This is a genomic window from Nostoc sp. (assembly GCF_036917535.1).
Taxonomy (GTDB): domain Bacteria; phylum Cyanobacteriota; class Cyanobacteriia; order Cyanobacteriales; family Nostocaceae; genus Nostoc.
Window position 1 is genome coordinate 103,311 of record NZ_JBALDA010000068.1, and the last position, 24,708, is coordinate 128,018.

General features: G+C 38.6%; 17 protein-coding genes. All 17 read right to left on the minus strand.

Annotated elements, in window-relative coordinates:
* Nucleotide 1 precedes the first annotated feature (1 nt).
* Entirely contained in the window at nucleotides 2-886 is an 885-nt protein-coding gene (locus V7K56_RS22690; RefSeq protein WP_334913795.1) for a hypothetical protein, read from the minus strand.
* Between the two features lie 182 nt (nucleotides 887-1,068).
* The gene (gene rfbC, locus V7K56_RS22695) at nucleotides 1,069-1,608 is read right to left on the minus strand and encodes a dTDP-4-dehydrorhamnose 3,5-epimerase (RefSeq protein ID WP_334913797.1); all 540 of its coding nucleotides are present in this window, start codon (nucleotides 1,606-1,608) and stop codon (nucleotides 1,069-1,071) included.
* Nucleotides 1,609-1,647: 39 nt separating this feature from the next.
* On the minus strand, nucleotides 1,648-2,301 hold the full coding sequence (locus tag V7K56_RS22700) for a PIG-L deacetylase family protein (protein ID WP_334913798.1): 654 nt from the start codon (nucleotides 2,299-2,301) through the stop codon (nucleotides 1,648-1,650).
* Nucleotides 2,298-3,095 (minus strand): sugar phosphate nucleotidyltransferase, encoded by a 798-nt coding sequence (locus V7K56_RS22705; RefSeq protein ID WP_334913800.1) that lies wholly within the window; start codon nucleotides 3,093-3,095, stop codon nucleotides 2,298-2,300. Before V7K56_RS22705 ends, V7K56_RS22700 begins: the two co-directional genes overlap by 4 nt.
* Before the next feature lie 39 nt (nucleotides 3,096-3,134).
* A complete protein-coding gene (locus V7K56_RS22710; protein WP_334913802.1) occupies nucleotides 3,135-4,400 on the minus strand; it encodes a class I SAM-dependent methyltransferase in 1,266 nt (421 codons plus the stop codon).
* A 10-nt stretch (nucleotides 4,401-4,410) separates the two neighbouring features.
* Nucleotides 4,411-5,439, minus strand: a complete 1,029-nt coding sequence (locus tag V7K56_RS22715; RefSeq protein ID WP_334913804.1) for an NAD-dependent epimerase/dehydratase family protein — start codon at nucleotides 5,437-5,439, stop codon at nucleotides 4,411-4,413.
* A gap of 3 nt (nucleotides 5,440-5,442) precedes the next feature.
* Nucleotides 5,443-7,428, minus strand: a complete 1,986-nt coding sequence (locus tag V7K56_RS22720) for a tetratricopeptide repeat protein (protein WP_334913806.1) — start codon at nucleotides 7,426-7,428, stop codon at nucleotides 5,443-5,445.
* 227 nt (nucleotides 7,429-7,655) lie between these two features.
* Nucleotides 7,656-9,665 (minus strand): tetratricopeptide repeat protein, encoded by a 2,010-nt coding sequence (locus tag V7K56_RS22725; protein WP_334913808.1) that lies wholly within the window; start codon nucleotides 9,663-9,665, stop codon nucleotides 7,656-7,658.
* Nucleotides 9,666-10,090: 425 nt separating this feature from the next.
* A complete protein-coding gene (locus V7K56_RS22730) occupies nucleotides 10,091-11,335 on the minus strand; it encodes a calcium-binding protein (protein WP_334913810.1) in 1,245 nt (414 codons plus the stop codon).
* Between the two features lie 105 nt (nucleotides 11,336-11,440).
* A complete protein-coding gene (locus tag V7K56_RS22735; protein ID WP_334913812.1) occupies nucleotides 11,441-11,617 on the minus strand; it encodes a hypothetical protein in 177 nt (58 codons plus the stop codon).
* A gap of 6 nt (nucleotides 11,618-11,623) precedes the next feature.
* On the minus strand, nucleotides 11,624-12,886 hold the full coding sequence (locus tag V7K56_RS22740; RefSeq protein ID WP_334913814.1) for a nif11-class peptide radical SAM maturase 3: 1,263 nt from the start codon (nucleotides 12,884-12,886) through the stop codon (nucleotides 11,624-11,626).
* 67 nt (nucleotides 12,887-12,953) lie between these two features.
* The gene (locus V7K56_RS22745) at nucleotides 12,954-13,373 is read right to left on the minus strand and encodes a Nif11-like leader peptide family RiPP precursor (protein WP_334913816.1); all 420 of its coding nucleotides are present in this window, start codon (nucleotides 13,371-13,373) and stop codon (nucleotides 12,954-12,956) included.
* Between the two features lie 123 nt (nucleotides 13,374-13,496).
* Nucleotides 13,497-16,550: a tetratricopeptide repeat protein gene (locus V7K56_RS22750; RefSeq protein ID WP_334913817.1), complete on the minus strand. Its 3,054-nt coding sequence runs from the start codon at nucleotides 16,548-16,550 to the stop codon at nucleotides 13,497-13,499.
* 539 nt (nucleotides 16,551-17,089) lie between these two features.
* The gene (locus V7K56_RS22755; RefSeq protein ID WP_334913818.1) at nucleotides 17,090-17,335 is read right to left on the minus strand and encodes a hypothetical protein; all 246 of its coding nucleotides are present in this window, start codon (nucleotides 17,333-17,335) and stop codon (nucleotides 17,090-17,092) included.
* 436 nt (nucleotides 17,336-17,771) lie between these two features.
* A complete protein-coding gene (locus V7K56_RS22760) occupies nucleotides 17,772-18,560 on the minus strand; it encodes a peptidylprolyl isomerase (RefSeq protein WP_334913820.1) in 789 nt (262 codons plus the stop codon).
* A gap of 107 nt (nucleotides 18,561-18,667) precedes the next feature.
* Entirely contained in the window at nucleotides 18,668-20,215 is a 1,548-nt protein-coding gene (locus tag V7K56_RS22765) for an HlyD family efflux transporter periplasmic adaptor subunit (RefSeq protein WP_334913822.1), read from the minus strand.
* Nucleotides 20,216-20,327: 112 nt separating this feature from the next.
* Nucleotides 20,328-23,438, minus strand: a complete 3,111-nt coding sequence (locus tag V7K56_RS22770) for a peptidase domain-containing ABC transporter (protein WP_334913824.1) — start codon at nucleotides 23,436-23,438, stop codon at nucleotides 20,328-20,330.
* Nucleotides 23,439-24,708: the final 1,270 nt, after the last annotated feature.

Below are 24,708 nucleotides of genomic sequence, written 5' to 3' on the forward strand. Positions count from 1 at the left end.
TTTACAGGAGATTGTTTGTTGTAGACAACAACAATGTGTCAGTAATTGGGTAGAAGTCAGTGCCTCGTAAGAAGTCGCCTAAAGAACTTCCTGTACAAGCTGAATCAATATTTGGCGCACCCTTTTGAGCTATGACATCATCAAAATGTACGGTTCTAAAGTCAATACTGAAACGGGTATAGCCTGATGTGTTGGGAATAGTTGAGTGCATCTGCGCTCCTGAAAAGAGAATCATGCCACCGACTTGTGTAATTAAGCGCAATTGCGGCTCCATTTCTAAAGTTTCTTCCGCATGGGGTTGCTTGCGCGTATCTGTTTTAATGTGCTGTGCTGCATTTTTGCGACTTTCTTTAATCCACTGAGCGTAGTTATAATCTCTTGAGCTATTCTTAACTGCTTGACTCCAGTAGCGCGGATGGAATGCCATCGCATTCTCTGGGGTAATATCGTAGACAGGAATCCACCAGTTGATCTGGCACTGAGGAGCAGAGTACCAGGTGTCACGATGAGGATGGAAAGCGTAAGCAATACCAGCAGTCAGATAGCGATCGCTGGTTGCTGTTCTCAGGCGAGGTACATCGAAATAGGTTTTGTTCAAGTCACATCCACTTTCTTTCAAGATACCTTGAATCAGTTGTTTAGATTCAGGGTGATGGATAAAAGCTGGCTTGAGTTGTGCTAAAATCTCTACATATTTCTCTACAGGCAGGCTATGTTGTGCTTCTCTGGGATCTAAAGGGGCAAATGCTTCTTCAAGCATACCGCGAGCAAAATTACATAGAGCGATCGCACTGGCGCAAGGAGAAAAGACAAACACTTGTCCATTATAAAGATACTTGCGTCTGATTTCATCACTAAAAATCGAATCAAAATAAATTGTATTCACTTCGCCCTCATCTGCTGTAACAAAGTTTGAACACAGTGTTAAGTATGAAACTCAAAATTTAATTTTTCAAATTCTGATTTTCTGTGTCTGTGCGCCTCTGTGCGCTCCTAATCCTATATTTACTCAGCAACTATATTATATATTTTTAAATTGATCTTAAAAGTCTTACATTACCGTAGGCGTTACAATTTTTTCGATTCAAATAAACTCCAAGCCCGATCTTTATCCGAAATTTCAGTCACAGATAGAGGCCATTCAATACCAAAAGCTGGATCATCATAGCGATACCCGCCAGCACATTCTGGTGCATAAAAGTCACCCATTTGATACATCACCTCCGTCTCATCGCTCAGAGTTTGAAAACCGTGAGCACACCTATCTGGGATATAGAGAGCAAGACGATTTTCAGCAGTTAACTCTATACCTATATGAGATAAATAGCTAGGAGAATCTGGACGCAAATCGATAATTACATCATAAATAGCCCCCCTGATACAACGCACCAATTTTGTTTCCTGAGAAGGAGACATTTGATAATGCATACCCCGCAATGTTCCTTTTTTATAGTTAAAAGATAAATTGCATTGGGCAATAGTAGGTTTTAAGCCACGATCTTGAAATTCCTGAGTACAGAAACTCCGAGCAAAAAAGCCCCGAATATCTCGGTGCAGTTCTAAATCAACAATAAATGCTTCTTTTATTTTAGTTTCCGTAAATATCATAAATTTATAAACCTGAGATTAAATTCAAATTCTAATGTTTTAGAAAAATATCTTTCGGCAATAAAATGCTTCCGCATATTTACTCGGTGAATTTGATTCAATCCCGCGAATTCTGAGAATTGAACGAAAAGTCTCTTCTGTAAACCATTGCTTATTATTCTGGGTAGCAAACGCATCCAAAATATATTGAATTTTTCGACGACAGAGTGTTTCATTTAAGTGGACAAAGAAATTAGGAATACCCAAATCACCATCATATTTGGGTATTTCATATTCTAAAATTAAATGATTTCTAAAGGTATTCCAAGTCAAGTCAGAAATTAAGCGATGATCTTGATGGCGATCATCTCGATGATGAGTAAAGATTATATCTGGTGAAAATTCTTGCTTCAACTGTTCAAAGCATTCCTTCACCTCTATCCCTTGAAAAGGTAGAAAGCCATCTCGAAAATTTTTAATGATAATTTTCTTGACTGGAATTTCTTTTAAGAAGAGACTAGCGCTTGTGGTTGCTTCCTCTGCTCTTTGGTCATTGGAACTAAAGACAACCCAATAGATAACAACATGTTGGTAATTCTCTATCAGCTTTAAGATTGTGCCTCCACAACCAATCTCGATATCATCACAATGAGAACCGAGACAAAGAATTTTGTACTCAGATTCTTCTGTCTTATTCAACCTAAGTTGGATCATACATGGTCGACTTTTAGTTGTTGATCTCCCCAAACCTCCCAAGGTCTTTTACCTTGAGCATACATATCATCCAACTGTTGTTTCTCTTTAAACGTATCCATTACTCCGAAAAAGCCAGTGTATTTATACGCAAAAAGCTCTTCTTTGGCAATCAATCTTTGAAAAGGCTCAAGGACAAGTTCTTCACCATAATTTATATAGTTAAAAATCTCTTTTTTAAAGATAAAATATCCTCCATTAATCCAAATATCGCATTGTTTTACATCTTGAATATTTTCTACCAAACCATCCTCGTTCATATCAACTAGGTGAAAAGTTTGGCTTGGTCTAACACACAAAAAACTACCGATTTTATCACGCTGATAAAAATTATTAATATAAGTTGGTAAATGTAAGTCTGTCAAGCCGTCACTGTAGTTAGCTAAAAATACTTCTTCTCCTTCTAAATATTTTTCTACTGCCTTGAATCTTTGTCCAATATTGGCAGTTAACCCTGTATCTACAAATGTGATATTCCAATCTTGAATATCCCGATTAAACAACTCAATTTTGCTTCCATTAGAAAGGCTAAAGTTATTAGAAAGCCATTCATTGTAATTCAAAAAATAGCTTTTAATTAGGTCAGCCTTGTAACCAAGACATAAGATAAAATCTTTGTGCCCATAATGAGCATAGTATTTCATGATATGCCATAATATTGGTCTATAACCAATATTCACCATTGGCTTAGGAATACTTTCTGAATACTCTCTCATTCTCGCTCCTAAACCACCACAAAATAAAACTACTTTCATTTCAATTACCCCTTTTTTACAAGTAAAAATATTAAATACTTAAGAGTAGACATTAACTTCAGGAATTGGTACAACAAATTGACCGCCCCAATCCCGAATGTAAGCTATTTGTGTCATAATTTCATTTTTCAGATTCCAGGGCAAAATTAGTATATAGTCAGGCTTGGTTTCGGCAATTTTGTCTGGATGAAAAATTGGAATATGAGTTCCTGGTAAAAATTGATTCTGTTTATAAGGATTACGGTCTACTGTATAGTCAAGAAAATCTGTGCGGATACCGCAATAGTTTAAGAGAGTATTTCCCTTACCTGGAGCACCGTAACCAACAATCGATTTTCCCTCCCGCTTAACTTCGATCAAAAAATCTAATAAGTTGCGTTTAGTTTCTTTAACTTGTTCTCCAAAAGAAAAATAGTATTCTAATTGCGTAAAACCAGCCGCTTCTTCTCTATTTTTCAGTTCTAATACTTGGTCGCTAATAGGTTTAGAATAATCTCCATTATGGCGCGCATAAATTCTCAAAGAACCACCATGAGTAGTTAATTCTTCTACATCAAAAATTGTCAAACCGTGAGCAGCAAAAATCTTGTCTACTGTAAGAAATGAAAAATAAGAGAAATGCTCGTGGTAAATAGTATCAAACTGATTTTCTTCGATTAACCGCATTAGGTGGGGAAATTCCATAGTAATTACACCATGCGGTTTGAGGATAATTTTCATTCCTTTGACAAAATCATTGAGATATGGTGTATGAGCAAGGACATTATTTCCGAGTAATAAATCTGCCTGTTTGCCCTTAGCAACCTGTTCTTTTGCTGTCTCCTGACCAAAAAATTTGATAACTGTAGGAATACCTTTTTTAATTGCTACCTCAGCAACATTTGCTGCTGGCTCTATTCCCAGCGCCGGGATGCTTTTGGCAACAAAGTATTGCAGCAAGTAGCCATCATTACTAGCAATTTCTATTACCTGACTTTCCTGGTTTAATTGGAAACGTTCTACTACCAAATCAACGTATTTTTTGGCGTGTTGTAACCAGCTATCAGAGTATGAAGAGAAATAAGCATAGTCGCTAAAAATATTTTCTGGACTAATGTATTCTTGAAGTTGAACTAAAAAACACTTCTCACAAACATAGACATGCAGAGGATAAAATGGCTCTGCTTCATTGAGTTGTTTGAGACTACGATAACTTTCGCAGGGAGGAGACATACCTAAATCTACGAAGGTATGGTGTAACCTTGTTCCACAGAATAGACAGTTACCAGTTATTAGTTGATTATTTTTTGGCTGTAGTAAATTCATAACTTATATTTTAAACAGTCTGCCAAAAGAAATCTCGATTGATTTGCTGAGTGCGAATAAGGTATTCCAGTTGTTTCAGGCGAGTAAAGCCTCTAAATTCAAATGTTCCTCTACTCATATCAATTTGCTGGAAGACATTATATAGTTGTTGGGCACCGCGCTGGGCGTCCCATTCACATTTGAATCCTGGTAAATTTTGGTTAATTTTATGAAATAAAACCCGATAGCTGCGATTATCAGGATCGTGTTTACCAAAGCTCAATTTACAATCTGTAAAAACTTCTGCAACTATTTGAGCAATTTGTTTGACTTGATAGTTGCTATTTGTATCGCCGACATTGAAAATTTGGTTGTGAATTACATCACGCGGAGCTTCTAAGGTACAGATAATTGCTTTGCAGATATCCAATAAATGCACTAAGGGACGCCAAGGTGTACCGTCGCTGTTCATCTTGATTTCTTTAATTGTCCATGCCCAACCTGCTAGATTGTTTAAGACAATATCAAAACGCATTCTTGGAGAGGCTCCATAGGCTGTAGCATTTCGGAGAAAGGTGGGAGAAAAGCTATCATCAGCAAGGAGTTTCACATCCTGTTCGACAAGTGCTTTGCATTTGGCATAAGCTGTTTGGGGATTGATGGTAGACTCTTCGCTAACGTAGTCTTCAGTGGCAAAACCATAGACACTGCATGATGAAGTGTAGACAAAGCGTTGGATTCCAGCTGCTTTCGCCAGTTTCGCTATATGTACTGAGCCTTTGTGGTTGATATCGTAGGTGATATCAGGGGCTAACTGACCTAAAGGGTCGTTAGAGAGTTCTGCCATGTGAACTATTGCTTCTACGCCTTGCAGGTCTTCTGTTGTAATGTGGCGGATGTCTTTGTTGAGGGTTTTGGCAGTTACCTTGGTGCCGTTATATAGCCAACCTACTTTATAGAAGCCAGTATCTAAACCAATAACTTCATGACCTTCTTGAATCAACAGAGGAGCTAATAATGAGCCAATATAACCTTCAGTTCCAGTTACAAGTATTTTCATATCCTAAGCTATGATCGCAGTTTGTGGGGGTTTTAATTCAGTAAGAATATTGTCTTGGGTATTATCTATAGGTAGTGGTAGCAACTTAGCAATGATTTCTTCTCGTAGGGGAGCAGCTTCATCTTGAGTTAACCAAGCGAATAACTTTGCTACCGCTTCCGGAGAGCGATCTATTTTTAAAGCTTCTTGGAGCATACGCAAAGCACCAGTCAGACTACCGGCTTTTAGAGGAATGATTACCTTGCTTTCTAGAAGATATTCAAAGTTATAGCTACGGGCTTTTGCTGTAATCTCTGTACAAAGATCTGCAGGAAGATAGCTCTCTGTAATCTCGATAGCACGGCGAAGAAATACTGCGTGATTTCCTGTCAAAAAAAGCTCATTCGACATTTTATTAGTGTACCAACTTGTATCTACGCGATAACAAGCCAAAATTTCCGGTTCATACCAACAATCATAAAAAGTAGCAATACGTTTACACAGTTCCCACCCGGTAAGATCGGTTAACTCAGGGCAATATCCTCCTAATCTTTCATAGGTTTCCCGACGAATAACTATTGCCGAAGGTCTTAACGGATTTCCCACTCCAATCTGCTCAAGCCAATTTTGAATAATACCTCTGTGCTCTCCACACCAGTCAAAAATATCACCTTTGGAAATAAACGTCCCTCTTTCGTTAATATTCTCATAACCTGTGAAAGCTGCTCCAACAGAATCTAAAGAATCTTCCAGACTCTGTTTGAGTTGGGAATAAAAACCAGGGAGAACATAATCATCATCGTGAAGTATGTGAATCCATTGACCTCGACTGAGGGCAATACCTGTATTATGGTTTCCCACCAAGCCAAGATTTTGCGAATTACAGTAGTACTTTACTATACCTCTACCAATAGCATTCACTAGATCAAACAGTGGTGGCGTACTGGCATTGTCTATTACCAGAATTTCCATCTCTTCTTCTCCAGTCCATTGTGCTAAAACACTGGTCAGACATTCGAAAAGATAATCAGTACGTTTATATGCAGGAATTACCACACTCCAGAATGGCCTCTTCTTTTCACTAACCGCGACTGCTGGAATCTTAGGAAACTTATAGTTTCCCACAATTACCTCTCCTTGGGGAAGCTCGGGTGTAATAGGTACTTCCTCAGTTTTTTCGGTTCCTGGATCGGTGATAAATGCTTTGAGATAATGGGGATTGATCAGCTTCAACCCTTGTTGATAGGCAGATATTGCCTCTGGTAATTTGTTTTGAACTTGGTAAATTTGGCCTAGTTTGAAGTAAACTTCTGCTTTGTGAGGATTGAGTTCCAATGCTTTTTGATAAGAGGCTACAGCCTCTTCAAAATCACCTTGTTGTTGAAGCGCCACTCCCAAGTTATAGTGAGCATCAAGAAAATCAGGCTGTAAAGCAATCGCAGCTCGATAGTAAGCCACAGCAGTCTTTAAATCTCTCGCTTGTTTTCGGCTTCTGCCCAATTCATTGTTTAATGCCGCGTATTCAGCCTGTTGTTGGCAAGAGAGTTTTCCTTGAGCGTGCAGTGCGTTGCCCAAATTCGAGTCAGCCTCACTACAGTTGGGCTGTAACTCTAAGGCTTTTTGATAGCAAGCAACTGCCTCTTCCAAGTTGCCTTGTAGTTGCAAGGTATAGCCAAGGTTATTATAAAGTGGCGCTGAATCTGTCTGTAGCGATATAGCTTGCTGATATGCTTCCACGGCTGCTGGTAACTGACCTTGGGCTTGATGTAAATTACCTAGACTGAACCAAGCCTTAACGGATTTAGGCTGAATCTGGAGGAGTGTATTCAACAACTGTTCAGCATTTTGAAACTGACCGACCTGCTGTGACAGCATGCTTAACCCATATAAAGCTTCTGGATGGTTAGGTTGTTTTTCCAAAATTTGATGGTACACTTGTTCAGCTTTGATTAAATCATTGGCTCTATGATATTTCGATGCTATTTGCAGAGATTCAGTAATTGTTGTCATTTTATTAATTATTTTTGTATTAGTATTTATTCCCGGTTCGCTTATTTTCTAGGCAGTTCTAAAAAAGAGGTAACGAAAAAGTAAGGGTTATAGTGTTTGTCCCAGATTGCGATCGCTATTATCCAAAAACCTAAGTTTTCCCAAATCCTTATTTTTCCGTGATTTACCAGTTTCTCTAACTTAAAAAAATCGACGAACTCCCAGTATTTCAGTTAAGGTTTTGACATTTAATTATTTAAAGTCAGAGAGGTCAACCTGAAGGCGATCTCATTTCTCAGGGGACTGGCAATATCTGTTCTCAGCCAAGCAAATAATTGTGCTAGTGACTCAGCAGACCGATCAATTTTGAGAATCTCTTCAAGGGTGCGAAAAGCGCCAGTCAAATGACCAGCCTCAAGAGGAACTTCTGTATCTGCTAAACAATTAATGAAGTAATGTTTACGTGATTGTGCTGTAATTTCTGCACAAATATCGGCTGGAAGATAGCTCTCAGATATCTCAATAGAACGACGGATAGATGCTACCCGATCTCCAGATAAGGAAAGTTCAGTTCTCATACTTTGGGAATGCACGCGATAATGAACTAAAATTTCTGACTCGTACCACCAATCATAGAAGCTGGTAATCCGTTTATAAAGTTCCCAGTCGAGAGTAGAAGTTAATTCTGGATGATATCCACCTAGCCGTTCATAAGTTGTTCGACGAATCACAACAGCAGGCGGATTCAATGGATTTGCTACACCAATAAATTGCAAGAAATCTGAAACTATACCTCTATTTTGCCCGTACAATTGTTGGCGGAAAGTAATTTCTCTTTTCTCATTGATATTTTCATAACCTGTAAAAGCTGCTCCAACGGAATCTGGACAACCTTCTAGACTTTGCTTGAGCCGAGTATAAAAACCTGGCAATACATAGTCATCATCATGAAGTAAATGAATCCAAAATCCTCGACTATTACTAACTCCAGCATTCCAAGTTCCTTGCTGTCTAAGATTTTGCGGATTGCGGTAATAGCGTACTATTCCTCGCCCGATCGCATTTACTAGTTGATACAGAGGTGGTGTACTTGCATCATCAATTACAAGAATTTCCATTTCCTCAATACCTGACCATTGAGCAAGGACGCTGACCAAACATTCTAGCAGATAGTCAGTACGTTGATATGCAGGAATAACCACACTCCAAAAAGGTCGCTTGTCTTTTGTTTCTGATACTGGAGGGATTAGTGGAAAGTAATACTTACCTATTTGCACTTCTCCTTTAATATACAAAGGAGTTACTAGTATTTCATCTGTGTTCTCAAGTGCTTGGTTAGCTGCTAATGCTTTGGCATAATGGGGATTAATCAGCTTTAACCCTTGTTGATAAGCAGAAATCGCCTCTGTTAAATTATTCTGCTGTTGGTAAATTTTGCCTAAGTTGAGGTAGACTTCTCCATAGTTGGGATTAAGTTCTAAGGTTCGTTGATAGGATGCGATCGCCTCTTCTAGTTCCCCTTGTTCTTGCAGTGCCAAAGCCAAGTTATAATGAGCTTCTAGCAAATTTGGTTGTAGTGCGATCGCTTGCTTGTGACAAGTAACAGCATTTTTAAAATCAAGAGCTTTTTTCCGGGCAACACCCAATTGATTATTTAATTGTGCATAGTGCATTTTTTGATTGCTGGATAGCTTGCCTTGAGAGTGTAACGCATTACCCAAACTAATCTCTGCTTCTATAAAATCTGGCTTTAACTCTAGAGCTTTTTGATAATAATTAATTGCTTCTTCAAATAATCCTTGTTGTTGCAGAGTATAGCCCAAGTTATTGTAAATTGGCAATGAGTTAGGTAACAAAACTAAAGCTTGCTTATAAGCTTTCTCTGCTTCTGAAAACTGTTCCTGAACTAAACGCAAATTACCTAAACTGAACCAAGTATTAACAGAATTTGGTTGAACTTGCAAAGCCGCACTTAGCCACTGTTCAGCAGTTTGGTATTGCCCCATCTGCTGCGCCAACAACCCTAAACCATATAAAGCTTCAGGGTTGCCAGGTTGTTTTTCCAGAACTTGAATATATAGCAGTTCTGCTTCCATTAAACGATTGTCTCGTTGCTGTTGAATTGCTAATTCGAGGATTTCAGCTACTTCTATTTTATCTAGCGATTCAGCATCATCCTTTTGACCTGACTGATGTTTCTGGATCGCAATTTGAATAAGAGATTTAACTTTAGATTCTGAAATATTTGTAGTATCCATAACTTGATTAGTTTGATATTAGATTGTTATTGTTATAGATTTTAGTATAGCTTCAGAAATTAGATAATAATTATTAATAAAATAAATATTTTACCTGTTAATCAAGTATGACTATTTCATTATAAAAAGGAGAGATTTTGTCAACAGTATGTACGAGAAAATAGCCTTAAATTAGTAATTTTAAAATTACCAATTTAAGTAAATTTCGGTACATACACCATAGGGGTTATTATTGGCAAAGTCTCTCCTAGAAAAGCTATTAACATTTTATTGTTCAATCATATTTTTTACTCACCTGATTGATTGTTTGGACTAATATGCTTGTAAATTCTAATCTTTTAGAGAACGAAATAGCTCTACTTTTTTAGGTGAGAATTATTCAAAATCAGAGTAGTTTTCTTAGAGAGTAATTAGTCTTAAGCAAATTATATTACCGAGTTTATGTCACTGGCACTCACACCTGAAAATAGTATGCTTTGTTGAGGACTATTCAAGAAAGAAAAAGAATTTAAGGTGAGGAGAGCGCCATCTGTGGTATCTGTAACATTACCTAGATTTACCCAGCCATCTAATACAAGCTTATCAATACCAACCTTGAAATCTTGAATGACATCAAAGTCTTTTTTAAACAAGGTATCGGTACGTTTGAAAGTAAATGTGTCATTACCATCGCCACCAACTAAGACATCATTGCCTAAACCGCCATATAGTGTATCATTGCCTAAACCGCCATATAGTGTATCATTTCCATCACCACCATTTAGCGAATCATTACCTTGACCGGCGTCGAGAACATCATTACCTCTGTTTCCAGATAGCTTATCATCCCCTAAGCTGGCATAAAGTTTGTCTGCCCCGTTGGTTCCCCTGAGATTATCCTTCCGAATGGTGCCATAGATAACATCTCTACCCAGGTTGCCGATTAAAGTATCTCCTGCCAATTCAACAGAACTAGTATTAATTTTGACTATGGTTAGATTGGTATCGCTATTAAAATTCCGTTCATAAGTACCAACAGCATTACCATTCAGGAAGTCAGTACCATTGTCGCCATCAATATCAGAATCTTTATCACGACTGTCGATTGTGACATTGCGACTACGACCAAATGTTAGATTGCCGATTTGCTTGGACGTGATTAATTTACCCTGGATGCCAAAATAATCTAAAATTTCAGCCTTGTTAGGATTTGTGGTATCTAATACCAAAAAAGTGGTTGTAGACTGACCCTTGTTATATTCAACGTCAGGATTTTCAATTTCTTTAGCTGTCAGTTCTAAATTTGCTGAAAAATCAAAAGAGAAATCTTCATTACTGCCAACCGCAAAACTAGCAAGTACCTTTGCTTCGCTGTTGGAAGTACCTTCAAATTGACCATCTAATCCAACGACAGCAGCTTGAGTGAAAAGTGATGAAAAAGTTGGGTCAAAACTTGCTTGAGCATCAGCAATAGCAGCAGCCACGCCACCTTGAACTAACGCGTCTGTCTGGGTAGCAGTTAAAATGCTTGAAGGATCTTCACTATAGTTAGAAAAAGTAGAATCCCCTTGAGCGGTAGCAAAATTAGGACTAGGATCAGGCTTAGGATCGGGTCTATTATTGAGATTAACTCTACCATTGAAAGAAAGTAATTTTTGAGGTGTCAGTCTTAGACTTATTCTTGATGCCATAAAAAACCTGTGTTGATTTTGTGAATTAACAAATTTGCGCGTAAATAGGTGAGTAATTCTCTCCTAAATTACGACTTAAATCTCTTGATATCTCTAATGAATCTATCAGCTTTTATCTAGGACTTGCTTTGCTTTTAACAGCACTTTTAAATAGCTTAATTGACTATTCCAAGCTGAACGTGGAAGTAGTGGGATTTTCTCTACTTCTTGAGATGGTAATGACTCAAGCTCAAGGTTAGTTTTGTTCTTTGAAATTGTGATAATTTCTGAATTTTCTGCCATGATTTATTATCTGACAATAGAGTGGTGAAATTCAGGTTTTTGTTGCCAACTTTCTGACCACTGAATGCTGTCAGCAGTAAAGTGTAATCGGTCGTTTGCTGGCAATAAAGTATCTGTAGACTCGACAATTAGCTCAAATTCGCCATTATCAAATGGCAATCCTTGCGCCTTTACTTTGGGAACTACACGCTCTCTCATACCTTGTTTGGCATGAACAAGAGCGCGATGATGACAATAAGGATTATTACCTCTCTGATTAAAGAAAACATGGGCAGTCCAACTGCAACCCCCACGACAAAGTTCCGCATATTCGCAGGTTTTACAGAAACCCCAGAGGTGTTTTGTGCCTTCAGGTGTTCCTGCTCCCAGATTGAAGCGTAGTTCTTCTGCACCTTCAATAATATCATGCAAGGTCTGTTCTCGAATATTACCACCTGTATAAGCACTAGTCGGTAGTGAGGGACAACCCTTAATTGCTCCGTCAGCTTCAATTCCCAAAGTGGAAAGTCCTGCACCGCAACCTTGCCAAAATGAGAAGTCATGCTCCTTTCCCCGTCCCCGCAACAGTCGTTCATAAGGGCCGTAGTAACCAATGTTATTTCCCGCCTGAAGTTGCACTCCTTCTTGGTAAGCACGACGCGCCACACAGGCAAGCATGGGGTAGATATCTAGCAGTTCATGGGGTTGGAGGAGGATATCTGCATTATCGGCTGCATTTCCCATTGGTACAGTTAGCTGAACTTGCCAAGCACGAGCACCTGCATCACGAATGCACTCATAGATGCACGGAAACTCTGGCGCTGACAAGCGGTTAATTTGGGTGTTGCAACCAAAAGAAATACCCACTTCTCGCAGATGACTCATGGTTTTAAATGCATATTTCCAAGAGCCTTTCTTTCCCCGCAGGCGGTCATGAGTTGCTTCCAAGCCATCAATAGAAACAGAGACAGTGCGAATTCCCGCTTCCTTCATTTTTTGGGCGGTTTCTAACGAAATGCCATAGCCACCCGTAGTCATACCACATAACATCCCCGCCTCGTTAATCGCTTTGGCAATTTCCAGCCAGTCTGGACGCAGAAATGCTTCACCACCAATCAGAGTAACTTCTTTAATTCCAACTTCTGCCATCTGCTTGACAAGATCCAAAGCTTCCTCTGGGGAAAGTTCTTTGGCGCGTTCATGTCCTGCACGGGAACCACAGTGACTACAAGCTAGATTGCATTTTAAGGTAATTTCCCAAACTGCGTAGCTTTTGCGGTGATATGTCATAGATTAACTCTCAATCTCAACCCTCAAAATAAACTAACGCATTCTATTTCTTCATCGTTTTATCGGGTTATTGTACTTCTGTTCGACTAACAGGTAATCCATATAACGGTTGTGGTTGTACAGGTGGATTTGGCTTTGGACATGGTTTAGGAATCCATTTACATTTAACTGGTGGTTTTGTACAGTCTTCGGGAGGTGGAGGTGGGGCTACAACACCATACAATGGTTGAGCGACTGCGTTTGTAAGCCCACCAAAGGCTCCTACTAATTCCTCTTCACTGAGGTCGTCAAACTGACCTAATTCTTTTAATTCCAATATTTTAATGGAGGCTGTTTCAAATTCTTCTTGAGAAAAATTATAGCCACCTTCTTCCATTACTTTTATCACTTCGTCAATTTTATCACTCATTAATTGAGTGTAAAAAGCTTCGTCTTTAACTAGTCTGATTATGAACTCTTTAACTTTCTCGAAAATTGTTAATGACATAATTTTTGCTGTGTTGTTATGGTGATTGGATTTTTTGTTTGAGTTTAGATTGATGGCAATTAGCGATCACGTGAAATAACACGTCTAGCCAGAAAATTTTAGTGAGTCCACTTGTGTAACTTTTTATTGCTGGGTTTGATAAATCTCTCCTAATTTGATACTGGCTTCCTGGTGTTGGGGATTGAACTCCAAAGCTTTTTGATAGCAAGCGATCGCTTCTTCTAGCTTCCTTTGTTCTTGCAGTATCACCCCCAAGTTATAATGGGCTTCTACCAAGTCAGGCTGTAGTGCGATCGCAGCTCGATAGTAAACAACAGCAGTTTGCCAATCATCTGCTTCTTGGTGGCCAATGCCCATCTGATAATTCAGTTCTGCATAATAGGCTTGTTTCTCTGTTGAAAGCCTCCCTTGAGCAAAAAGCGCATTCGCTAAATTGATTTCCGCTTCTATGCAGTTAGGCTGAAATTCCAGAGCTTTTTGATAGGATGCAATTGCTTCCTCCCACTTACCTTGTTGTTGCAAGGTGTAACCCAAATTGTTGTAAATCGTCCCTGCATCTGGTCGCAAAACAATAGCTCTTTGGTAAGCGTCTTCAGCTTCTGGTAACTGTCCTTGGACTTGAAGCAAATTGCCTAAACTAAACCAAATTTTCACAGAGTTAGGCTGAACTTGCGAAGCTGCACTCAAATGCTTCTGGGCTTCCTGCAACACGCCTCTCTGCTGTGCCAGCATCCCTAAATTGTATAATGCTTCTGAATAATCTGGTTGTTTTTCTATCACTTGACGATATAGCTGTTCGGCTGCGTCTAAGCGATTAGCTCGATGATCTTGAAGTGCAAGTTGAAAGAGTTCAGCAACTTCTTGAGCGTTAAATTGTCTTGGTTTATTAACCAGCTGCAAAATAAAATCTTCTAGCGCTCTGACTGGCTTTAAATCGTTATATAATTTATGTTTATTTTCTGCAATTTGCTGGGAAATATATTGCCGATATTTAGCATCTTTCCCCAGACGGATGGCGATTTGGACGTATTCTGCTTTATTTGAAGCGATCGTCTCTTCTATACCCATCATCTTCAAAATTGCCAAAGAATGCCGCGATCGCATCAGCTCTTCTGGTAAAGTGACAACCGGAATATTATGAGCAATAGATTCGAGGGTGGAGTTACATCCAGACCAACCAATACTATCTAAGAAGACATCTGCTAAGGCTGTAGTCCCAGCAAACTTTCCATTATTCAGTGTAGGCAAAAATAAACAATGATTTTGATAATCTAACCCTAATGCTGCAAAAGCATGGTTTAAGCGCTGGTGAAATACTTCTGTAGTCTCTTCACTTGAGTTTTTTATAAATACAAACTTAGCATTTCCTAACTCTTTAGCAATAGAGGGAAAAACATCATCATGATTGGGTAAATATTTATATAATGACTGACAACACCAAAAGAAAACATCATCTTCTTTTAAACCTATATCTGGTTTTTTAATTTCTTCGGGTTGAATTGCTAAAGGTATGTAATAAATAGATAGATTGGGTAATCTAACTAATTTTTCTGTATAATGTTCTTGAGCATTTTCTGGTTCCATTAAGTCACTGCTCAAGTAATAGTCAATTGTCGGGAGTCCACTTGTTTCAGGGTGTCCCCAAGATGTCATTTGAATTGGTGCTAATCTTAGACAACCCAGTTTTAATGCCATTGGGTCCATCCCAAATTCTGGAAAAATCAGGATATGTAATTTATCCTTTGTTATTACCTCACACCATTGTTCAACTGAACGAACACCTTGAACCAATTTATCAAAAGCTTTGGCGGCACTAACTGTTGAATTATCTGTTTTGCCCCCAGTGTAATAACCAAATAATTCAAACTCACTTCGATCTATATTTTCTACCCAACCTTTAATCGGGATTTTCCAATTAGAATGACTAGATAAAAACCCAGAGACAATACCAATACGAACCTTTTGATTTTTATCTAAATTAGGCATAACAAGCGATTGACAATCTTGGGGATAGCGACTCGACATAATCTGGAAAATCATTTCCCCATAAGTTTGCTGTAAATCTCGGTCATTTAAGCCTTGATATGCCAAATAAAAAGGCTGAAATGTTCCCACAGCCTCAGATGCTTTTGCCCGTTCTTCCTGATTAGTTAATTCATAATATTTAACTAAATCTTGCAAATACTGTTGATATTGATTTCGCCTGAATGCAATTTCATCAACACTAGAATAGATAATTGGTAGTTGGCAGATACAAGCACCAAATTTAGCCATATCATAGTTTGGCGTTAGTTTGACAGCTTGCTCAAATGCCTGAACTGCTGCTTCTGTTTTGTTAACATCTCTAAATGCTATTCCTAAGTTGCAATAGATATAATCAATATCAGATCGAATTTTAATAGCTTGTTGATAGTATTTTATGGCAACATCAAATCTATTCTGTTCCCTGAAAATGTTTGCCAAATTGTTATAGCTGATTGCAAAATCAGGTTGAATGCTTAAAGCTTTTTCGTAAGCTTCTATTGCTTCTGCAAATTTTCCTTTTTCCTGGAAAAGATACCCTAAGTTGTGATAGGCGTAATGATAGTCTGGTTGTATTTTTAGTGCTTGTTGGTAAGAATCGATAGCATCATTGAACCGCCCTTGATTTTGGAGTACCTCTCCTAAATTAGTATAAGAGAATACTAAATCTGGCTGCAATGCAATAGCTTGGCGATAATATAATTCTGCTATCTTGAATTCGCCTGCCTGTTGCTTACCTAAAGCAAAGTGCTCGTTCAACTTTGCGTAGTGGACTTGTTCTTCTGGTGACAGCTTGCCTTGAATGTGGAGAATATTATTGATATTGATTTGTACTTCTATGCTATCAGGAAGAATGAAGAGTGCTTTTTCATAACAGGCGATCGCTTCTTCTAGCTTACCCTGTTGTTGCAGACTAAACCCTAAGCTATTATGTATTGCCCCTGCTTCTGGCTGTAATTGCAAGGCTGCTTGAAAAAATTGTTCTGCATTTTGATATTGTTCCCGCCGCTGCGCCAGCAGACCTAATCCATATAATGCCTCTGACTGCTTGGGATCTACTTCTATAATTTGATGATAAATCTCTTCGGCTTGGGTGAAGCGCTTGGCTTGGTGATATTGACTTGCGAGTTGGAGAGCATCAGGAATTGTGGTCACGTCGCTTTGCTCCAAATTCAAAATTAACAATCCCCATAAATAAACTTAGGAGCTTGCATCCTTTGATTTATGGGTCATAATTTATACAATCAGTTGTATTTAGTATATCTTTTGTTCCTATATCTGCAAGGAACTCAAGTTTTTGAAACTTATGACTGAATTCGCTGAAAATCGATTGATATTATATCTGCTTGATTACTTACTAAACTCTCTATCTTTCAAGAGTCTGCCAGAAGCTTAAATCTATGGTAGATTGTCCTATTTATAACTATTAGCCCAGAGTTTTAATTCAAGGCGGGCAAACAGCACAGACTGTAAAATAGTTTAAGAACTATAATGTTGTAAAAATTTATTGCGGAAACAGTTTTTTGAGATCGAAGGATGTTTTTTGGGTAAAAGCCGAAGGCTCAAATGAGCAAAGAGCCTTCGGCGATTTATCAATATACCAATACCAGGCTTCCAAGCCTAACTCTACTTGCAGAAGTTAATAATTACTAGCTGGACTTAGTAGAAGCAAGCTTGCTGACGAAGCAGTAGCACTATTTGGACTTAGTAGAAGCATAGCTTGCTGATGAAGCAGTAGCACTAGTCTTAGTTGTGGTAGCGTTAGTAACGGTGAAAGCTACATTGTTAGCACCGCCGCTTGCAGAAGCGTCTGCTAATGCTTGTGCAACGTTGTTGTAGTATTTTGGCTTCTTGTAGATTATTATTACTGGTGGTGTGTTACCACCACCAATAATTTCTTCAGAAGTATTTTCCAAGTAGTTCAGATCAGAAATGATCATTTGAGTTCTCCTAAATTTTGTAACTATTGTTGGGAATCTTTGGTGTAACCAACTTGTTTTATTGGCTATATATCTAATATACTTTATTCTTCAAAAAAGTCAATGCTTTTTTGAAGAATTTATGATTAAAAAAACTAATGCATTTGTATTTAAAAATCATTATATTTAGTAATATTTAAAATTAAAAATAAATTGCATGACAAATTTAAGCATAAACTAAAATTGTCATGCCCAGTAAGAATTATAGTGATTTAATTTAATTTTTATATAACGCAAATACAGCACTTTGTAGATATATTCACAAAATACTAAAAAGGAAAAGCTATTAAGTTTTGAAGTAAATCAAACCTGCATCTGCAACATTTTTGAAGACTAGAGAACTCTACCCTAATTTAGGGGAGATACTTAGCCACAAAAACATTTTAAATTTCCTAAATTATTTATTCTTGGTGAATAACATATCTATTAATTCCTCTTTTGAATCGTCTGAGTCTATTTGAGTAACTATTTTCATCGTGGTGATTTGTTGCTTTAACCAATCAGAAAAGGATTCTCTAATGATTTTTTGGCGCAACTGTTCATCTAATTGGGGTTGAATGACTTCTTCCACCCAAATTAAATACACTCCTTTGGGAGTCGTTATCGGTTTGAGAGCTTCTGGTGGTGCAGCAGCAAAGACAGCGGCTGCAATCTCTGGACGAAAATCTTTGCGGTATCGGAGTCCTTTGTATCCATAAGCACGACGAGCTTCTGGTTCTGAGATATATAGACGAGCAATATCTGGAAAATTGATTTCGCCTTCTTCTAGAGCATAAAAAAGCTCTAAAGCCAAGTCTCGATCCTCAAAGACAACTTCGTAAGTAACAGCAGCGATATAATCTAGCTGGTGTTCATAAAAGTGCTTTTCCAGTTGATTGGAAAATAGATGATTCGCTAACTTTTGCGAAAGGACGTTGTTGTAGGCTAATTCATCAAACTGATCCACAGAGAGGTGGTGTTTTTCTAGCCATGCCCAGGTATCTTTAGCTTTGACAAGCTTCTTGGCGAACCGTAAGTTATCTCCTTCTTGCTGTACTTCTTCTGGGGTAACTATAATTCCTGCCGCTTGAGCTGCTTCGGCAATAATACTTTGCGATGCGATCGCTTCCACAACAGCAGGTATCTGACAGGAGAGTTTTAGATTGTGAATGATATCTGAAGTGGAAATGTTCAGATTGTGGGGCATAACACGATATCTCCAATAATTAGGCGGATTGGGGATTAAACACGGAGCATTGATTATTCCTCCAGCCTGCCTTGTCCTATTTCCTGATTCCAGCACGATACCTTTAACTACATCTCTAAACCGCCCTTTTTCAGTTTCTTGAACGGATCTAAAACAAAGTCAATTACTCGCCGTTGACGAATGATCACTTCAGCATTTGCTGTCTGACCGGCACCTAATGGAATACGTTTGTTGCCATTTTGGACATACTGCTGGTCTAAGGTGATTTCTAATTCATAGGTTTCGATGTTGCCTTGGGGTGTTTGACTAACTTTCGAGTCAGGAGAGATCCAAGTAACTTTGCCTGGTACAATGCCATACTCTTGGAAAGGATAGGCATCAAACTTAACTTTTACTGGCATTCCTACCTTCAAGAAACCGCTATCCTGATTTGGCATATTTGCTCTGAGTACGAAGTCTGTTTTTGTGGGTGCAATTTGGGCAATCCTTTGACCGACTTGTACCACCGCTCCTGGCTTCGTGGTGGGTAATTCAAAAATCACCCCATTAATTGGCGATCGCACCACTCGCTGCTGAATTTGTAGTCTTGTAGATATAATCTCGCTTTTAGTCTGAGCGATTTCTGATTGTGTTGCTGTTATTTGTGCCTGTATATCTTTTAGCTGCTCCTGATTTTTCATTACAGCTAGTTCTCCGGCTTGCGTGGCACTTTTATAGCTACTTTGTTCTTCTTGCAGTCGGAGTTTTGCTTGTTTGATATCAGACTCCAACGTTTTGATAGTTACTTGATAATTATTTACCTCTTGGGCTAAACGCAATTGAGCTTGTTTAATATCTGATAGAGACTTTTTATAAAGTCGTTTGCTTTCTTCCTCTTGTTTTTTGCTTTCCTCTAATTGGATTGTCGCAACTACCTTCTTGTCAACAAGTTGGCTATAACGGTCAACTTGCTTAGAATTTATACTCAAAAGTTTTTCAGCCGATTCTTGATCGTCGCGACTGGTGGAAATTTGCTCCTCTGCTTGCTTAACTAATGATTGCTTTTCTAACTTTTGGAGGTTATAGCTACTCAGTTTGGCATCCAGATTTTGCTGCACCTGGTTAAGTTGAGCCAATTTTTCTAATTCTTGGGATTTATTTTGTTGTTCTAAAAGACTCGTTGACATTAAGAGTTGATTTTTCAGCAGTTCCAGTTGGGATTGCCGATTTTGTAACCCTTGCAATTTGCTCTGGACTTGTTGCAGTTCCGTTTGTAGTAAATTAGCATCCAGTTCCAGTAAAACCTGGCCGGCTTTAACTGTATCTCCTTCTTTGACGGTAACTGCTTTGACACTTCCAGCAGCTTGAGCGTCTAATTTTTGAGTTGCGCCTTTAGGTTCTATACGCCCTCTGGCGCTACCAGTTTCATCTACTTTCGAGAGAGTTGCCCAAGGTAAGAATAGACCAGCAAAGCCGATGAGCGCATACAACAAACCACGAGTCCAAATTTGAGGTAAGGCATCGAGTAGTTTTTCTGTACCGTAGTACAAATCTTGACTTTCATTTTCTGCCTCTGTCTGCTCGTCAAACTCTACCGATTCCTCTTGCTGTTTGTAACCTTGATATTCATCTTGTTTATCTTGGGGAAGTGGGGACGATCTATTGGGATGTGGCATGGTTTTATTCCGATAACAGTAGATGGGGAGTGGGGGAGAAATCAATTCAAAATTTAAAATTTAAAATTCTTCGTGTAGAGTCTTGTAAAGAAGAAGACTGCCCAATGTTCCATCAACTCACTTGAGACATCTGTTGTTGATTCAGGTAGTAATAATGACCTTTTTTAGCGATTAATTCGTCGTGGGTACCGCTTTCTACCAAAATACCTTGATCTAAAACCAGGATTAAGTCCGCGTTGCGGACTGTAGAGAGGCGATGGGCAATAATTACACTTGTGCGTCCTTTAAGAATTGTTTTGAGGTTGTTTTGAATAATCCGTTCTGATTCGGAATCTAGATGACTAGTGGCTTCATCAAAGAGTAATAACCGAGGATTTCCGAGCAAAGCACGAGCAATAGCTAGGCGTTGGCGCTGTCCCCCAGAGAGCATTCCGCCGCTTTCACCAATTTCGGATTCGTAACCCAGCGGTAATTTTTGAATAAATTCATCGGCTCCGGCATATTTCGCCGCTTGGATAATTTCTTCTAAAGAAGCATTTGGATTAGCGATCGCAATGTTGTCGCGAACAGTCCCACCAAACAGAAAAGTATCTTGGTCTACAACGCCGATTTGGGAACGGAGCGATCGCATAGATACACTGGTGATATCGTGAGCATCAATGAGTATTTTGCCATCTGTTGGGGGGTATAAACCTAAAATCAATTTACTGAGAGTTGTTTTTCCAGAACCGCTGCGCCCCACGACTGCAACCATCTGTTCCGGCTGAATTTCAAAGTTGAGATTTTCTAATACGTTAGTGTCACTTTCTGAGTGATAACGAAAGGTAACATTCTGAAAACAAATGTTACCGCGAAGTTTACCCAACGACTTGCGGGGTTTATTTGCTAAGTCTTCTTCTGGTTCCGCCTCCAACACATCATTAATCCGTTCGGTAGAAATCACGATTTCCTGTAATTCATTCCACAGCAAAGCTAGCCGTTGGAAAGGGCTCAAGACGTTACCCACCAACATATTGAAAGCAACTAGTTGTCCAATGGTTAGTTCGTTATTAATTACCTGGGTTGCTCCGTACCACAACAATGAAGTATTTACAAAGGTTTGGATGACGCCACTGATAATTTGCAGGCGATTGCCAATTATTTGAGCATTAAAGTCTTTTTTAATTAAATCATTCAGCAGTTCCTCCCAACGCCAACGCACCGTCTGTTCAATTGCTAATGAACGGACAGTACGAATTCCACTTAGGGATTCTATGAGATAGCTTTGTTCTTTGGTAGCTGCATTAAAAATATCTCTGGAGATGCGACGCAAAATACTTGTGCTGGCCAGCGCCAAGATAAAAAATGGCGGTACAATACACAGCACGAATAATGCCATCCGCCAGCTATAGGAAAACATTAAGCCCAGATAAACCACTAATGTCAGCATATCCAACACGATGGAGAGCGTCTGACCAGTAAGGAAGTGCTGAATTTTCTGGTTTTCCTGGATGCGCGAGACTATATCCCCAACGAAACGCGACTCAAAATAAGCAAGGGGTAAGCGGAAGGTATGTTTGATAAACCCTACGAGTAAGGCAATACTAATGCGGTTAGCAGTGTGAAATAAGAGATATTGCCGTACACCGTTGACAGCAACACCAAACAACCCAAAAACAATCATTCCCAAACCAATGGCGTTTAAGGTTGGAACACTGCGTTGCACAAGTACTCTGTCGAGCAACAACTGGGTAAATACTGGCGTTACTAACCCAAACAATTGAATTACTATCGAAGCTATGAAGATTTCTAGCAGTGTTCGATAATGAGGTTTGACTAACTCAAAAAATTTCCAGAAGCTTCTACTTTCGTCCTTAGCACTTTTTAGTAGAGCTGTAGGTTGCAGTAACAATGCATAACCAGTCCAACCTGCTTGAAATTCAGCTTTTGTCAGGCTGCGTTGACCAAGAGCTGGGTCACATACAATTACCCGCTTAGGAGTGATTTCATAGACAACAATAAAGTGTTTACCTTCCCAGTGAGCAATTGCAGGTAAAGGTTGTTCTGCTAATTTATCAAGAGTAGCTTTCACTGGACGGGTGGCAAAACCCAAGTATTCTGCTGTTGCTGCCATTGCCTTTAGGGATGCACCGTTACGAGTGACATTGGTCATATCCCGTAGGCGATTGATACTAAAATGTTTGCCCCAATAGTTACCAATCATCACCAAGCAAGCAGAACCACAATCAGCTGCACTTTGTTGGGCATAGAAGGGATAGCTCTTGGTGATGCGTTTCCACCAATGCCCCATTTGTACTTTCGGACTGGGAAAGTAAAAACGTGATTTTTTTGTTGGCTGTTGTTGTGACTGCTTCTCTCTTTGAGGAAAAGGAATAATTTTAGATTTTGGAGATTGGGAAGTTTTTTCTCTAGTACCCAGTCCCCAGCGATGCACTGAGCCGATCGTTGTGTCCTCAGTCTTTGATTCCGTTTCGCTGACGTTCATGGCAAAAGTCCACTCCCCCAACTCCGGGAAGTATTCTAGTGCTGTTTGCATCTGGTCATTTTTCAGAATGTAAGCAATCGTTGGTTGCGTTGTTTGCCAATCTCCTTGTTTTGGTTGAGCAAAGATTGTGCCTGGTGTCAAAGAATGACCTTCGGAATGCCGCAGTTGACCTTTATACAATAACCACAACTGTGAATATTGGGATATTTCTGGACTTACAGAGCCAGTGTCTAACTGGTGTCGCTCAAACAAAGATAAGGCTTTGAGCATTCCTGAAACTTGTGATGTATGGCGTGGAAATTGTGATACTTGGCGACACAACAACAACAAATCCCAAAGTTCTGCACGAGCGAATAGGCGATCGCGAATGTTAAGATACTTGTCTATCAACCTTTGCAATGCTTCTTGCCTGAAATAGCCAAGTTTTAAGCTTGTCGAAGCTCTAACTACATAAGGACTAAAGTTAGCTTCGGGAAACAAAGTTAATTCACCAAAGAAAGACCATGCACCAAAGGTAGTAATTAAATTCTCAGAGCTATCTAACAGTCGGACTTTACCTGTAAGAATAATGTATATACCGGGGTTGGTTTGTGCAGATTGCCAGAATTGCTTTGCTACTGGTGGCTCCACAATTTCCATTTCTGCTAAGAAATTTTCTAATTCTTTTTCTGAAAGCTTTGTATCCAAGATGTACAAAAGTCTTTCACCCACATTTTGCTCAGAAAGCACTGGTGGCATTTTCTAATCTCCACAAAAAAATTTAGTTATCAGTCTGAATCCAATTCAAAAATTCATTAAAAATATTAGTATTTAATCCCGTATTTTTACCGAGGAAACTCTAAGTTTTATTAGAGTAAAGTTTAGAGAGAACTAGTGTAGTAGCAAAGCATCTTTTTTTTTACATTCAAGATATTTTGATTAGGAGGACAACCCACTTGTTGGAGCCAATTATTGATGTGGCGATAACTAGTCTAAATCCCAAAATCTCGAACTAGAGCTTTGTTTATCTACATTTAGCTTCAAGAGCAACTAACTGCATTGACGTACTCCACACAAATATGGATTACTCATTTTGGCAATTAGCAGTGGTTGTAAGTGATGATTAAGAAAAATTATTTTCGGCTCGTAATTTGCTATATGCAACAATAGCTATACAAAGTATTTCATTTCTCAATCACAAACTCTCGAAGTTTTTTCTAATTCTGGACAATGTTATGGCTGAAAGTTAGGTTTTATACTCTTTAACAAAACCTTACTCGGAATAATTCTTAAAAGAATGTTTTTAGACATTCCTAACTTTTTAACAGCCTTGTCTGGACTTAAATGGTGTGACATAATTGTAGTTATAAATTGCATTGAGTCGTAAATTATGGAAAAAGGCAATTCATTGCAGTTGTGTGAGCAAAGCCTGACAGCAAAAAAACCACATTCACAAATCTGACTAACCTTGTAGTGTTAATCAGAAATTTACGCAATGTGCAATTAGCTCTTGGCATATTCCCTTAGCGCTTTGCGAGTCTGGGGGATAGCCTCATCCTTATCGTGCAACCTCGATCAAAAAAGGGTTTTGAGTAGGCTACAGTAAATAGAAAACTATAAAGCTATAAAAGCACATCGTAATTTTTGTTTAATGTAGTATTTTTACCAATTCAGCAAAACTCCACTTAAACAAATGTTGATTAAGTTTGCTTGGAGATTCCAGGATGGATTTTTTCCCAGCACTACTTAGTATCTTTAATTAAACATCTAGCAAGCTATTTAACGTTTGTATTATACCTCCTATAGTGTAATAAATGCAAGTTACTAAAAGAGACTTGCGAACATCATATTTACATACAAACATGATATTTACACAATTAGTTTACACTCCTTAGCTCTTAAGTTTAGATATTTTATGAGTTTTTTAATGTAAATTTTCTGACAAGTCACTTAATAGATGATTTTTAACAAAAAAAATATATTTTACAACTATTTATACATTAAATCTTTAAATAGCTAGGCGGCATAA